This window comes from Aeromonas sp. R4-3, from assembly GCF_040908275.1.
Classification (GTDB): domain Bacteria; phylum Pseudomonadota; class Gammaproteobacteria; order Enterobacterales; family Aeromonadaceae; genus Aeromonas; species Aeromonas rivipollensis.
Genome location: NZ_JBFODK010000023.1, coordinates 117,843 through 130,721 on the forward strand (window position 1 = coordinate 117,843; position 12,879 = coordinate 130,721).

Here is a 12,879-nt window from a genome sequence, read left to right on the forward strand (position 1 = left end):
TAAGTCGATAGACAGGAGGATGTATGGCAATTACCTCTGCGGGGGCGGGATCCGGGCTCGATCTTGAAAGTGTGATATCGGCGAGTGTGGCAGCGAAAAAAGCCCAGTTGCAACAACCGATCGTCACCAAACAAAACAGTACCCAGATCACCTTGTCTGGCATAGGTCAGCTGAAATCCTCCATCTCTGCCTTCACCGACATCCTCGACAAGCTGAGTGCCTCCGGTGCTTTCAACAAACGCGCCATCAACATTACCCAGAGCAAAGACGACCCCATACTGAAGGTGGAGAGCAAGTCTGGCGCCTCAAATGGGCAATACAACATCATCGTCAATAAGTTGGCGGAAACGAGTCGTCAGGAAGGCATTTTCGATAGTTCCACCACCTCCCTGGTCACCCAGGATGGGCAACTGACCTTCAAGGCCGGCGACAAGACGTTCAAGGTGGATGTGAAAGCGGGCGATACCCTGCAAGACATTCGCAAGAGCATCAACAGCAATGGCGACAACTTCGGCCTCAGCGCCAACATAGTCAACACGGCGGATGGCAAGGCCAAGCTGGTGATCGATTCCGGCATCTCGGGCGATGGCAAGGACCTGACCATCACCGGGGATACAGCGGAGCTCGCCATCTTCGAGTCGGGGGGCGGTGTCATGAACCAGACCCGGGCTGCCAGCAGTGCTGAGATTTCCGTGGATGGCAACGTCCTCAAGAGCGACACCAATACCTTTGATGACTCTATCCAGGACCTCAAGGTGACTGTGCTGCGCGTGTCGGATAAAGACAGTGCGGGGGATCTCAAGGCAAACAAGGTCGATATCACGACCGACAAGACCTCTATCCAGGAGCTTGTCCAGCAGTTCGTGGATGGTTACAACACCCTGCAAGACAAGATGAATACCCTGGGCAAACGCAACACCTTCGTGGGTGGTGTGAAGCAGGACGATGGCGGCGCCCTGGCCGGTGACTCAACCACAAGAGCCATCGAATCATTCATGAGCAATCTGCTGGTCAGCCCTTCCCAGAACAGCGGTACCTACTCCACCATCTTCGAGGTCGGTATCAAGATGGACAACAAGGGCAAGCTGTCCCTTGACAAGACGAAGTTTGGCGAAGCCGTCGACAAGAACTTCGATCAGGTTGTGGCGCTGTTTGGTGGAGAGAAGGGCCTGGCGGGCACCTTGAATACCGGCTTGAAAGAATATACCAAGAGCGGTGGCATGCTGGCACAACGAGAAGATGTCTTGAACTCGGACTTACGTGCGCTTACCCAGAAAACCGCAACGGCCAGTGCACAATTGGCAAAATATGAAGCCTCACTGCGTGCCCAATATGGCAGCCTGGATGCCTTGCTGGTCAAGATGAACAACTCGGCCTCTGCATTGTCCAGCCTGCAGACGAATTATCAGAAATCTTGATAGATCGAGAGTATTGAAATATGTACAAGCGCAATATCAAAGCCTATACCGCGGGCAACCTCGCAGCCGATCTGGCCACGGCGGATCCTCACCGTGTCATTCAATTGATGATGCAGGGTTGCCTGGAACGCCTGGCACAAGCCAAGGGCGCCATCGAACGCCAGGACATGGAAGCCAAATCGGTTGCCATCTCCAAGGCGCAGGGATTACTGCATGGTTTGCAGGATGCGCTGGATATGAGTCAGGGCGCCATGGCAGAAGACCTGTATGGGCTTTACGCCTATATGGACGAACGTATCTGGGATGCCAGTCTGGCACGGGACATTGCCCCCCTCGACGAGGTCATGGGACTGATGCTGACCATCAAATCCGGTTGGGATCAATTGCCTGAAGCTGAAAAACAGCAAGGTTTTCAGATGAGACAGCAGCTGGGTGAGCTGTGAGAGCCACTCTCACCGAGCTCGATGACGCACTGCGGGAAAATACCCGCTTGATGGACGCACTATTGCAGCAGCAGCAATATGATGAGGCCCTGCTCTGCATGGATGAGCGGCTGGCGTTGATAGGTCGTCTGGTGCAGTTTGCTCAAGATGACCCTGAACAACAACAGGCTGTTGCGGCACTGGCTGGCGAACTGTCCATTCAAGAAGAGAGCACGAAAGCCCTGGCAGCCAGCCATCATCACGCCATCTTCGAACAGCTGACTCACGTTGGGAAAGCCAGCAGGGCCGGGCAAGCGTATCGTGCAAACAGCAAGGAGTTCTGATGCCAGTCAATATTGATGCAACCCTGATAAAAGCGGAACAGGATGCACTGCGACTTCAGCAGCAAGCGGAGCAGGAAGCTGCCATGAAGGTGGCGTTGCCCCTTCGCTTTGCACAAAATATGGCCGCGTTTCGCCAATATATTCCCCATATCGCCGACATGTATGAGGGCTATCAGCCTGCCCGTCCGTTCAAGTTCTTCTGCAATGAAAACGGTCAACCCAATCTGACCTGGCTCGACGATGATGTCGCCGTGTACGGCGCCGAACCTTATCTCATCTGTGAGACGCTGGTGAAGGAGTTCATGGAGAAGGGGGGCTTGTCCAGGTTCTCCTTCAGCCAGGAGGCTAATGCGATAGGTTTCGTGCATGTCGATTATCTCAACAGGCTCAATGCCTATCTTGACGACATTTCTACGCGGGAAAAAATGCTCGGCCAGGTGCCCCATGAGGTACCGAGTGCCCTTATCTTCGGGGTGGGTCTGGGGTATCACCTCGGTTATCTCTATGAAAGATGCAAGATCGGTACTCTCTTCCTGTTTGAGCCGGACCTGGATCTCTTCTACGCCTCCTTGTTCTGCTTCGACTGGGCGCCATTGCTGACTTATCTGCATCAGGAGAATCTGGGGCTGCATATTTTGCTGGGGCAGGATGAAGAAACCATTGTCAAGGATTTTGCTTCGGCCATTCACAGCCGCGGCTCTTTCCTGATCGCCAACGCTTTCATCATGTGGGGTTATCAGAACGAGAGGATAAGAAAGCTGATAGAGAAGGTGCAGCAGGAATATTATCTGCTGGTCATGGGGTGGGGCTTCTTCGATGACAATCTGATCGCCCTGTCTCACACCATCAATAATATCGAGCGTGCTGTGCCCTTTTTGAAAAAGGGAGGAAAGGTCCCCGCTGGTTATTCTCGGACACCTGTCTTTATTATTGCCAATGGCCCCTCGCTGGATGATGCCATTGCTGTCATCGAGAAAAACAAAGACAAGGCCCTAATTATCTCCTGTGGCAGCGCCATTTCAGCCTTGCACAAGGTCGGCATCAAGCCGGACATTCACGTTGAAACGGAGCGGACCAAGATAGTCTATGACTTCCTGGTCAACTTGAATGATCCTGATTACCTGCGCGATGTCCTGTTCTTGAGTACGGATGTCATTCACCCCGATTGTGCTTCGCTATTCAATCAATCAGTGCTTGCATTCAAACTCAGCGAGCCCGGGGCGGCGATCTACCATAATTACTTTCCCCATTTGAACGCCTGCGCCGCCCTCGGTGGGGTGAACCCCCTGGTGGGCAATATAGGTGTCAGTGCCCCCATCCACCTTGGCTTTAAAAACCTGTATCTGTTCGGTCTGGATAACGGCTACAAGCACAAGGGGCACCATCATTCCAAACTCAGCTCGTACTATAACAACGAGGAGAGTGCGGGGGCGCTGGGCGAGATGATGTATGGCGATAGTTTGTGGCAACGGGAAGGGAATTTTGGCGGCATGGTGATCAGCAATGCCATGTTTGATACCTCGCGGCGGGTGATGGAGCAAGTACTGGCCACCAACGAAGATGTACGCTGTTTCAATTGCAGCGATGGCGCCAAGATAGAGAAGGCGAGGGCCCTGCCCAGTGCCGAGATAAACCTCTCTATCCCGGTTGAAAAATCCGCTCTGCTCGGGGAAATAGTTGCCTTGTGTGCACCAATTTCCTTGTCAAAGCAGGATGTCGAGTCGTTGCTGGATATCGAGTTCTTTAATATCTTCATCGACAAGATGGTGGCCGAATGGCAACAAGACTTCACATCTCGCAATGAGATAAATCAGCTGATGCTGCGCAACTTTGGCTATCTTGCCCAGATTTCTGCTACACGACAGCAGCATATTGCACAAGTCATGATAGGTTCGATGAACTATGTATTTACCCTGCTGAGCTCCATTCTCTACTCCTTCGAGGGGGAGGAAGAGACGCTGGTGCTGATGAAGCCGGCCATCGAACTCTGGCTGGAGTTCTTGGCGAAAGTCAGAGACATGTATCCCAAGGCGCTCGACAGTGTAGATATGAATGACAATGAACTGATGGCTCTGTTTAGAAAGAAAAGTTAGATACTCTGTCTATAACCTTTTTTAGACAAAAAGCACAGTTCCAAGGGGATAATAGCGAACAGTCAAACACCTTTTTGACTGAATGTTCGTTAATTTGAATATTCAGAGTTGTTCCAAGGTTAGAGGGTCAATATGACTGAAACCCTTCCCCTGACTGGCATTCAATAGTAAGAGGGAGGCATCATGCCTCCCTCGCTTTTTAGCTCTTATACCACGCGGGTTGGGACTCAAATTCGCTTAACTGACTTGCATTAGGCCCTTGGGCCGGTGTTTTTTTATCCCTTGGGATAAGGATTCTGTGCCGCGAGCAGGCGTACATCTTTTCGCAGGATCTGCACCGAGATCAGCGCATCCGGCTCAAGTTCGGCGCCACCGTCGTGATGCTGCACGTGTTCAAACAGGCGATGGTAGCCCGGGTGCCAGCCAAACAACTCTCCGTAATTCATCTTGTAGCTGAAGAGATTGGCGTGATGCTGATAGTCGTTGCGATAGTGGCCGGCCGGGGGGTTGAAATCCAGTATGGTCATGAGGCCCCGATCCGTCAGCAGGGCATCACTGCCGGCGGCAATCCTGAACAGATCCTGGGGATCGCACAGATAGAGGCAGAAGCCGAAGATGATGAGATCGACCGGTTCTATTTCGGGCAGGCTGTCGGCTGTTCCCACAGTGAGCTGCAACCCTGGATAGCGGGAGAGCCCATCTTGGATGGCGCTGGCGGACGGATCCACCCCATAGCAACGGGCGTCGTAGTGCTCGGCCAGCTGCGCCAGCCGCCAGCCGTTGGCACAGCCTATCTCCAGGATCCTGGCAGGTTTGCTGCCCAGGTATTCCAGCGCCTTGAAGATGGGGTCACTCGCCAGAGATTTCTCGAGGATGGCGGCCTTGTTGCGCTCGTACCACTCGTTCCCTTCCCGGGCCATGAAGACGTTTTTCTGTTGCATCTACTGCTCCTCGGCAACTTGGGCAATCAATGGCCATGCCAGCGGTGTGCCAGCCTGAATATCCTGGCTTGCACGGCGACCCAGCAGGGAGGGGAGGTGAACCGGGGGTAATCCATCCGCAGGTCGGACGGAGCGGACATTGCGGGAGGTAAAGACCTCTCCGGCTTTCATCGGCTCACAGACGAAGAGTGAGCGGGAGAAGTGCCGGTTTGCCATCGCCTTGTCATTGAGGCTGTAGCAGACCTCCCCCAGGGCTGCTTCAACCTGCCTGATCCCGTCGACCATATGGCAGAACTCGTTCGGTGTCATGGAGAAGGAGGCGTCCGGCCCACCCAGGGCGCGATCCAGAATAAAGTGTTTTTCAATCACGCGAGCCCCCAGCGCCGTGGCGGCCATGGCCACGGCCTCTCCCAGGGTATGGTCGGACAATCCTACCTTCACCCCGAATGTCTGTCGCATATTGGGAATGGTGAGCAGGTTGGCCTCCTCCACCGGGGCGGGGTAGGAGGAGGTGCACTTGAGCAGGGTAATATCCTGATTGCCCATGCGGCGGCAGGCCTGCACGGCGGCATCGATATCGGCCAGGGTCGCGATGCCGGTCGAGATGATCATCGGCTTGCCCTTGCTGGCTGTGTATTCGATCAGGGGAATGTCGGTGATTTCAAACGAGGCGATCTTGTAGAGGGGGACATCGAGGTCTTCCAGAAAATCGACCGCGGTCACATCAAAGGGGGTGGAGAAGAAGAGCAGCCCCTCTTTCTGCGCCTCGGCCTGGATGGCGGCATGCCACTCCCAGGGGGTATAGGCCTCCTGATAGAGCTTGTAGAGCGTGGTGCCATCCCAGATGGTGCCCTGATTGATCTGGAAATACTCATTGTCGCAATCCAGGGTGATGGTGTCGGCCGTGTAGGTCTGGATCTTGATGGCATCGGCACCACATGCCTTGGCCGCGCGTACCGTCGCCAGCGCCGTCTCCAGGGAGTGGCCATGGTTGGCAGACAGTTCGGCGATGATGAAGCAGCGATCCGGATTGATGGCGCTCGCCTTGGCTTGGGTCATGAATGTGTCCACTCCTGTTCGGTGATCCCCATCAGCACGAGATCGACATGGTTTGTTGTTTGGGGGCGATAGACCGCCTCCCGCCAGGCGCCTTCATGGCGAAAGCCTGCTCTCAGATAGGCTTGAATGGCTCTTTCATTGTCCGCCGCGACCTCCAGCTTGAGGGTGTGCAGATGGGCGACGTCGAAGGCGAGCCGGTTGACGGCGGTCAGCAGGCGCGCGCCAAGCCGTTTCTCGCTGCGCCAGGGATTGCGATAGATCCCGAGCCAGGCCAGGCGATTGTGCCAGTCCAGCCGGTGCAGGGAGAGTACCCCCAGGATCCCTTGAGGGTCCTGGCAGAGATAGTTCAGGTTGCGGGTTTCCTGGTGTTGACGTGCCATGAAGGCGCGATGCGCCTCCAGGCTGATGTCACCCCCAGTGTTCATCCAGCCTGCAATCTCCGGATGGTTGCGCATCTGCCAGACCGCCACTAACTGCTGCTCGTCCAGCATGGAAAAAGGGATGAGGGTGACATCGGCCAGCTCGAAGCGGCGCTGCAGATCTATCTCTGGCTGAGCCATGAGAGGGCCTCCAGGGTGCCGTTTCCTGCCATCAGCGCTTGCAGCCTGTGTGCTCGTCTGGAGCGTTCGTCCGGTGCTGCCAGTCTTGCCAGCCCTTGTTCCAGCCGCGAGAGCAAGCCGGCATCATGCCACCAGCCGCCCGGGAGGAAGGCGTCCGGCCCGCACCAGCCAGCCAGCTGGCTGGCCTGGTTGTCGACAACGCCGATGAGCAGGCCCGGCAGACCGCAGCGCGCCAGCTCATAGGTCACCTGTCCGGCACTGCTGATGGCCAGATCGCAGCGACACATGAGAGCGGCCATCTGGCTGGCATCGAGGCGGTAATGTTGCCTGCATCCCGACAGTCGCGGATCGTGTTCCCGGATGACGACGTCCAGCTCCACCTCGGGACAGTGCTGGCGTAGCCAGGTGACCAACCCGGGAGTCAGGTCGCGCACGTCGGTTCCCCCCATGATGATCAGGATGCGCTCGATGCGCTCGGGAATCCGGGTTCGGGCGGGAACGGACCAGAACGGAGGGCGCAGGGGTTGCCAGCCCGGTCCCCACTGCCATATGGCGGCACCGCACTTGTTGCCTGGGATTCCGGGGCTGGCATGGATCACCATCCCCTCTGGATAGTCCAGGCGCTCGGTGTCATCGAGGTAAATCACCCGCACAAACCCCGCCGCTATGCTCTGCAGTGTCGTCAGGCTAGCCGAATAAGAGTCGACAATGGCGACCGCCTGCTGCGGGGAGATGGGCTCTTGCTGCCAGTTGCCCCAGCGAACGGACTCCTCCTTGAGCATGGCGCCGGCCAGCTCATCGCCCTCGACCACCCAGTGGACAGTGCCGCCCTGTTGCCGCCAGGCGGCGGCATAGGCGCTGCAGCGACTGAGGTGACCCAGACCCCGCCCCTTGTCCCCTTCGCTGAAAATCCACAGGGGCAGCACTCAGCGCACCTTGAACACCGGCTGGATCGGCTCGCCATCCAGAGATTGGTGAATGGCCTTGTCGGCATCCAGACGGATAAGCGCTGGCAGCACCTCGGCATAGACGCTCAACAGGGTGTGAACGTCCTGCTCGCTGTGGGCGAGGTTGAGGTTGTGGCTGCCGAGGCTGAGAATGCCCCGCTTGCACAGCTCCTGGATGAAGTAGCTTTTCAGCAGCCAGCTGGAGTGGTTGGCCGAATCGCCGATCAGCAGGAAGCTCCAGCTCGGGTGACCGGCGCTTTGCAGCCAGCTCGGGGCGTTTATTTGTTGCAGCAGTGCGTTGAGCCCATCGAGCAGTTGCTGGCCCCGCTCGGCCAGTCGTGCTGGCACGTCGAGCCGGCGCATCTTCTTGATGACGGCGTTGGCTGCCGCCAGGGCGATGGCATCGCCGCCAAAGGTGCCGGAGAAGAAGATATCCTCCATGCGGCCCATGTACTGGCGGCGGCCTACCACGGCTGAGATGGGGAAACCGTTGGCCATGCCCTTGCCAAAGGCGGCCAGATCCGGCGTGACGCCGAACAGGGTCTGGGCACCGCCGAGGTGGAAGCGAAAGCCGGTGATGGTCTCATCGAAGATGAGCAGGGCGCCGTGCTGGTTACACAGCTGGCGCAGGCCGGGCAGGAACTCAGGGGTGGGCCAGGCGACGTTCATGGGTTCCAGGATCACGGCGGCAAATTCGCCGGGATGGGCCTCCAGCTGGGCCTTGAGGGAGCCCAGATCGTTGTAGTCGAAGCGATGGGTCAGTTCGCGTACGCATTCGGGCACCCCCAGGTGGCGAGTGGTGGAGCCGATGTACCAGTCCTGCCAGCCGTGGTAGCCGCAGACGGCGACCCGCTCCCGACCGGTAACGGCGCGGGAGAGGCGGATGCAGGCGGAGGTGGCATCGGTGCCGTTCTTGCCAAAGCGCACCATCTCGGCACAGGGAATCAGCTCGATCAGCTGTTCGGCAACCTCGGTTTCCAGCCGATGGGGAAGGGAGAAGATGGAGCCCAGATTGAGTTGCTCCAGCACGGCCTGGTTCACATCCGGGTCACAGTAACCCAGGCTGATGGCCAGCAGACCGCTGGCAAAGTCCAGATAGTCGTTGCCATCCACGTCCCACACCCTGGCGCCCTGGCCGCGCTCGATAAAGAGCGGGGCGGCGCCATGGGGGAAGCAGAGGCGGCTCTTGGAGAAGGTCTGGGAGCCCAGAGGAATACTCTGCTCGGCACGGGCAGAGAGCGCCAGTGAATGCTGATAACGTGAGGTCATGAATGCTTCTCCTTGGCCAGTGAGGTTGCCAGCCCTTCATTGCGCTGGTGTTGGGTGTTCAGGGTCGCCAGTTGCGGCTCCCGCGCCAGCAGGGCGAGGATGTCTTCTGTGGTGAAGGCGGGCTTGACCGGATAGAGCCGGCGGTAGATTTGCTCGACCAGCTCGAAGTCGGCGGGCTCGTCCACTGTCCAGCGCAGGTGGGCCAGGCTGGGGGTGCGGCTCAGTGTCCCTATCTTGAACCGATCCGCATGCTGGCGGATGTAGTAGGTCACATGCTCGCGCTCGGCCGGGGTGTGCGCGCGTTCGGCCAGCAGGTCTAGGGTGGCGGCGCTCAGGATCTCCGCATCCAGTCCGTCCGGGTAGCTGGGGTCCCAGCAGTTGCTGCTGTAGTCGTAGCCGCCGGTCAGATGAAGCTCGATGAGCTCGTCGATGAGGACGGGATCCGCGAGGGGGCAGTCGCCGGTGAGCCTGACAATCTGGCTGGGGCCAAAGGGTTGCGCCGCAAGATGAAAGCGTTGCAGCACGTCGTCCAGGGGGCCGCGAAAACAGGGAACATCCAGCTCTGCGCAGAGCGCCGCTATGGCGAGATCGTCGGCCTGGTCACTGGTGGCGACCACCAGCTGATCCAGTCTGGCCGAGCGCTTGAGCCGTTCAATCTGGCGGGCGAGCATGGGGGCGCCTAGCAGGGGCTTGAGCACCTTGCCCGGCAGCCGGCTGGAGCCGGCTCTGGCCTGCAGGATACCGAGGATCATGATGTTCTCCACAAGGCTGGATTGATGAGGGCCGGCTCGTCACAGGCGAGGGCAGCCAGCTCGTTGTCATGGCACAGATGCAGATGTGCATAGGCCGACGCGATCGCCGCCAGCTCATGGGCATGACAGACCCCTACCACGAAGAGGCTCACTTGGGGCAGGGCCGGGATCAGGGAGAGCGCCTTGTGGAGGGGGGAGCTGTGGGGCTGCCACCCATCCAGCCGCGCCAACTGTTCGCTGAAGGGGTGAAAATGGTCGGGACGCAGGTCCGGCTGCATCAACAAGAGGCCTTGCAGGAAGAGGGAGCGAACATGGATTTCACACCCCAAGTCCTGCAATCGGTCGAGCCAGCCCGAGCGTAAAAAACGCTGATCGAGCAGGTTGGCAGGCAATTGCACCAGCTCCAGGGGGTAACCCTGCTCCAGCCACAGTGCCAGCTCCTCGGGGGCGTAGACGGAGACCCCTGTCTTGCCCACCTTGCCCTCTTGCTGCAGAGTCGCCAACGCCTCGAACAGGGCAGGGCTGGCATCCTGGCTGCGATGCAGCAGCAAGCCATCCAGCCTGGGGCGTCCCAATCGTTGCAGGCTGGACTCCACATAGGAGTCTACGTCTTTGGCGTCGATGCCCGGTGCCAGCTTGGTGATGAGCTGAAAGTCGTTGGTGCTGTGCATCCCGAGCCTCGCCTCTGCCTTGCCATAGGCCTGAGCCGTGTCCAGGGTATCCACGCCCAGCTTGCGCGCCAGGGCCAGTATGGTGTCGAGTTCGTCATCCGCTACCTCGCCCGCGCTATTGCTGATGCCATAGGCGAGCCCGAACTGCACAGTCCCCAAGGCTAGGCGCATAGTACCCGCTCCAGGGCCTCGACGACCTTGTCCTGCTCGGCTGATGAGAGGGCCGGGAACAGGGGAAGGCTGATGGCTTGTCGGTAGTAGGCCTGGGCGCCGGGATAATCGGCGGGATCATGGCCCAGACCACGGTAATAGGGCTGGGCTGGAATGGGCATGTAGTGGACGTTGACACCGATGCCAGCCTCCCTCAGCTGTGCAAACACCCGATCCCGGTCGGCGACCCGGATCACATAGAGGTGGTAGCCGTTGCTGCGGTCATCCATTTGACGCAGGGGCTGCACCGGCAATCTGGCCAGCAGGGCGTCGTAACGGGCTGCCAGCTGCTGGCGAAGGTCGATAAACAGGGGCAGGCGGCGGAGCTGGCTTGAGCCCAGCGCTGCCTGGATGTCGGTCAGGCGGTAGTTGAAGCCGAGCACTTGCTGCTCGTAGTACCAGCCACCCGGAGTGGGAGCGCTCAGTTGCTCGGGGTCCCGGGTGATGCCATGGCTGCGATAGAGGCGGAGCTTGGCCGCCAGTTCGGCACTGCGTGTGGTCACTGCGCCACCTTCCCCCGTGGTGATGGGTTTCACGGGATGGAAGCTGAAGACGGTCATGTCGCTGTGGGCACAGCTGCCGATGGGGTCCCCCTGATAGCTGGCTCCCAGGGCATGGCAGGCATCCTCGATGAGGTGAACGCCATATTGCCGGCACAGGGCGCCAATCTCGGCGAGATCGCAGGGCTGGCCCGCCAGATGCACGGCGACAAGGGCCCTGGGCTGGCGAGGGCTGCCCTGGACGCCTTGTAGCTTTTCGCGCAGCGCCGCCACGCAGAGGTTGCCGGTCTCGGGCTCCACGTCGACGAAATCCACCTGGGCGCCGCAGTAGCGGGCACAGTTGGCGGAGGCGACGAAGCTGACGGCCGAGACCCAGACCCAGTCGTCCGCGCCCAGTTCCAGCGTGGCGCAGGCGAGATGCAGGGCAGTGGTGCCGTTGCTGCAGGCGATCACATGGGGGGCTTGGCAGTAGTCGGCCAGTCCCTGTTCAAAGGCGGGGACCATCTGACCTTGTGTTAGATAGTCCGACTTCAGAACGGCAACGACGGCATCGATATCTTCATCTGTGATGGATTGGCGTCCATAGGGGATCATTCGGCTAGCACCTGCTGGTTCATCGTTTTCAATTCCTCTATCGACAGGAAATGGCGATTATTGAGGGAATTGTATTCGAAGCCGGGCTCGACCAGGGTCGCCTGCTCCCCCAGGGCATTGATCGCGAAGTCATTGTTGCGACTCGTGAAGGTGATGCTGGGGGCGATGACGTAATAGTCATTGAACTCATAGGTATGGTAGGAGTCATCGGCCGGGCACATCACCTCGTGCAGCTTCTCGCCCGGGCGTATGCCGATGATCTCCTGGGGCAGCTCGGGGGCCATGGCGCTGGCCAGATCCGTGATGCGCACGGACGGGATCTTGGGAACGAACACTTCCCCCCCCTTCATGCGGGCGAAGTTGGTCAGCACGAACTCCACCCCCTGTTGCAGGGTGAGCCAGAAGCGAGTCATCTCCCCATGGGTGATGGGCAGGCGGCTGGCCCCCTCCTTGATCAGGCGGTCGAAGAAAGGCACCACAGAGCCGCGGGATCCCACCACGTTGCCGTAACGCACCACTGAGAAGATGGTCGGATGCTTGCCCGCCATATTATTGGCGGCCACGAACAGCTTGTCTGAGCAGAGCTTGGTGGCGCCATAGAGGTTGACCGGGTTGGCGGCCTTGTCGGTGGAGAGGGCTATCACCTTCTCGACCCCGTTGTTGAGCGCCGCCTTGATGACGTTTTCGGCGCCCCCGACGTTGGTCTTGATGCACTCCATGGGGTTGTACTCGGCGGCCGGCACCTGCTTGAGGGCGGCGGCATGGACCACGAAGTCCACGCCGTGCATGGCCATGTTGAGCCGCTCGGCATCGCGTACATCGCCGATGAAGTAGCGCATGCAGGGATGGTTGAAGCGCTGCTGCATCTCGAATTGCTTGAGTTCATCACGGGAATAGACGATCAAACGGCTCGGCGTGTACAGGGAGAGGACAGCCTCGATGAACTTCTTGCCAAAGGAGCCGGTACCCCCGGTGATCAGGATCGTTTTTCCGTTGAACATGTCATAGTCCCGTTATGGAGTGAGTATCTGTCAGGATAGAAAGCATATTTTATGCCATATCTTGTGGCGAGCCATCGGAGGGCTCGCCCGATGTGAAG

13 protein-coding genes are annotated in these 12,879 nt (G+C 58.8%); 4 read left to right on the forward strand and 9 right to left on the reverse strand.

Features of this window, described 5'->3' with window-relative positions; genetic code table 11:
• The first annotated feature begins 23 nt into the window (after positions 1 to 23).
• The 4 genes from fliD to AB5Y91_RS06715 are packed head-to-tail and all read left to right on the forward strand — an operon-like array spanning position 24 to position 4,277.
• Positions 24 to 1,418, forward strand: a complete 1,395-nt coding sequence (gene fliD / locus AB5Y91_RS06700; RefSeq protein WP_368169362.1) for a flagellar filament capping protein FliD — start codon at positions 24 to 26, stop codon at positions 1,416 to 1,418.
• A gap of 20 nt (positions 1,419 to 1,438) precedes the next feature.
• A complete protein-coding gene (gene fliS / locus AB5Y91_RS06705; RefSeq protein WP_025326517.1) occupies positions 1,439 to 1,861 on the forward strand; it encodes a flagellar export chaperone FliS in 423 nt (140 codons plus the stop codon).
• Positions 1,862 to 1,911: 50 nt separating this feature from the next.
• Positions 1,912 to 2,184: a hypothetical protein gene (locus tag AB5Y91_RS06710; protein WP_234568610.1), complete on the forward strand. Its 273-nt coding sequence runs from the start codon at positions 1,912 to 1,914 to the stop codon at positions 2,182 to 2,184.
• The gene (locus tag AB5Y91_RS06715; RefSeq protein ID WP_368169363.1) at positions 2,184 to 4,277 is read left to right on the forward strand and encodes a 6-hydroxymethylpterin diphosphokinase MptE-like protein; all 2,094 of its coding nucleotides are present in this window, start codon (positions 2,184 to 2,186) and stop codon (positions 4,275 to 4,277) included. Before AB5Y91_RS06710 ends, AB5Y91_RS06715 begins: the two co-directional genes overlap by 1 nt.
• 275 nt (positions 4,278 to 4,552) lie before the next feature.
• Here the strand turns inward: AB5Y91_RS06715 and AB5Y91_RS06720 are convergent, their stop codons facing one another.
• Genes AB5Y91_RS06720 through pseB form a run of 9 tightly spaced genes read right to left on the reverse strand, consistent with a single transcriptional unit; the run spans position 4,553 to position 12,781 of the window.
• A complete protein-coding gene (locus tag AB5Y91_RS06720; protein ID WP_368169364.1) occupies positions 4,553 to 5,218 on the reverse strand; it encodes a trans-aconitate 2-methyltransferase in 666 nt (221 codons plus the stop codon).
• On the reverse strand, positions 5,219 to 6,277 hold the full coding sequence (gene pseI, locus AB5Y91_RS06725) for a pseudaminic acid synthase (protein WP_368169365.1): 1,059 nt from the start codon (positions 6,275 to 6,277) through the stop codon (positions 5,219 to 5,221). It lies immediately after the preceding gene.
• A complete protein-coding gene (pseH, locus tag AB5Y91_RS06730) occupies positions 6,274 to 6,837 on the reverse strand; it encodes a UDP-4-amino-4,6-dideoxy-N-acetyl-beta-L-altrosamine N-acetyltransferase (protein ID WP_368169366.1) in 564 nt (187 codons plus the stop codon). The genes pseI and pseH overlap by 4 nt, the downstream gene beginning before the upstream one ends.
• Positions 6,819 to 7,763, reverse strand: coding sequence for a hypothetical protein (locus AB5Y91_RS06735; protein ID WP_368169367.1), 945 nt, complete (start codon positions 7,761 to 7,763; stop codon positions 6,819 to 6,821). The genes pseH and AB5Y91_RS06735 overlap by 19 nt, the downstream gene beginning before the upstream one ends.
• Positions 7,764 to 9,053, reverse strand: coding sequence for an aminotransferase class III-fold pyridoxal phosphate-dependent enzyme (locus AB5Y91_RS06740; protein ID WP_368169368.1), 1,290 nt, complete (start codon positions 9,051 to 9,053; stop codon positions 7,764 to 7,766).
• Positions 9,050 to 9,805, reverse strand: a complete 756-nt coding sequence (locus AB5Y91_RS06745) for an NTP transferase domain-containing protein (RefSeq protein ID WP_368169369.1) — start codon at positions 9,803 to 9,805, stop codon at positions 9,050 to 9,052. The genes AB5Y91_RS06740 and AB5Y91_RS06745 overlap by 4 nt, the downstream gene beginning before the upstream one ends.
• Entirely contained in the window at positions 9,802 to 10,647 is an 846-nt protein-coding gene (locus tag AB5Y91_RS06750; protein WP_368169370.1) for an aldo/keto reductase, read from the reverse strand. The genes AB5Y91_RS06745 and AB5Y91_RS06750 overlap by 4 nt, the downstream gene beginning before the upstream one ends.
• The gene (gene pseC, locus AB5Y91_RS06755; RefSeq protein ID WP_368169371.1) at positions 10,638 to 11,780 is read right to left on the reverse strand and encodes a UDP-4-amino-4,6-dideoxy-N-acetyl-beta-L-altrosamine transaminase; all 1,143 of its coding nucleotides are present in this window, start codon (positions 11,778 to 11,780) and stop codon (positions 10,638 to 10,640) included. Before pseC ends, AB5Y91_RS06750 begins: the two co-directional genes overlap by 10 nt.
• Positions 11,777 to 12,781 carry a UDP-N-acetylglucosamine 4,6-dehydratase (inverting) gene (gene pseB, locus AB5Y91_RS06760; RefSeq protein ID WP_368169372.1) on the reverse strand — a complete coding sequence of 335 codons (1,005 nt, stop codon included), beginning with the start codon at positions 12,779 to 12,781 and terminating at the stop codon, positions 11,777 to 11,779. Before pseB ends, pseC begins: the two co-directional genes overlap by 4 nt.
• Positions 12,782 to 12,879 lie beyond the last annotated feature (98 nt).

Bases quoted from the DNA above. Each gene is read 5' to 3' on its own strand.
- pseI (WP_368169365.1), bottom strand. From the start codon at position 6,277: ATGACCCAAGCCAAGGCGAGCGCCATCAATCCGGATCGCTGCTTCATC.
- AB5Y91_RS06710 (WP_234568610.1), top strand. From the start codon at position 1,912: ATGGACGCACTATTGCAGCAGCAGCAATATGATGAGGCCCTGCTCTGC.
- fliD (WP_368169362.1), top strand. From the start codon at position 24: ATGGCAATTACCTCTGCGGGGGCGGGATCCGGGCTCGATCTTGAAAGT.
- AB5Y91_RS06715 (WP_368169363.1), top strand. From the start codon at position 2,184: ATGCCAGTCAATATTGATGCAACCCTGATAAAAGCGGAACAGGATGCA.
- pseH (WP_368169366.1), bottom strand. From the start codon at position 6,837: ATGGCTCAGCCAGAGATAGATCTGCAGCGCCGCTTCGAGCTGGCCGAT.
- pseB (WP_368169372.1), bottom strand. From the start codon at position 12,781: ATGTTCAACGGAAAAACGATCCTGATCACCGGGGGTACCGGCTCCTTT.
- AB5Y91_RS06745 (WP_368169369.1), bottom strand. From the start codon at position 9,805: ATGATCCTCGGTATCCTGCAGGCCAGAGCCGGCTCCAGCCGGCTGCCG.
- AB5Y91_RS06720 (WP_368169364.1), bottom strand. From the start codon at position 5,218: ATGCAACAGAAAAACGTCTTCATGGCCCGGGAAGGGAACGAGTGGTAC.
- AB5Y91_RS06750 (WP_368169370.1), bottom strand. From the start codon at position 10,647: ATGCGCCTAGCCTTGGGGACTGTGCAGTTCGGGCTCGCCTATGGCATC.
- fliS (WP_025326517.1), top strand. From the start codon at position 1,439: ATGTACAAGCGCAATATCAAAGCCTATACCGCGGGCAACCTCGCAGCC.
- AB5Y91_RS06740 (WP_368169368.1), bottom strand. From the start codon at position 9,053: ATGACCTCACGTTATCAGCATTCACTGGCGCTCTCTGCCCGTGCCGAG.
- pseC (WP_368169371.1), bottom strand. From the start codon at position 11,780: ATGATCCCCTATGGACGCCAATCCATCACAGATGAAGATATCGATGCC.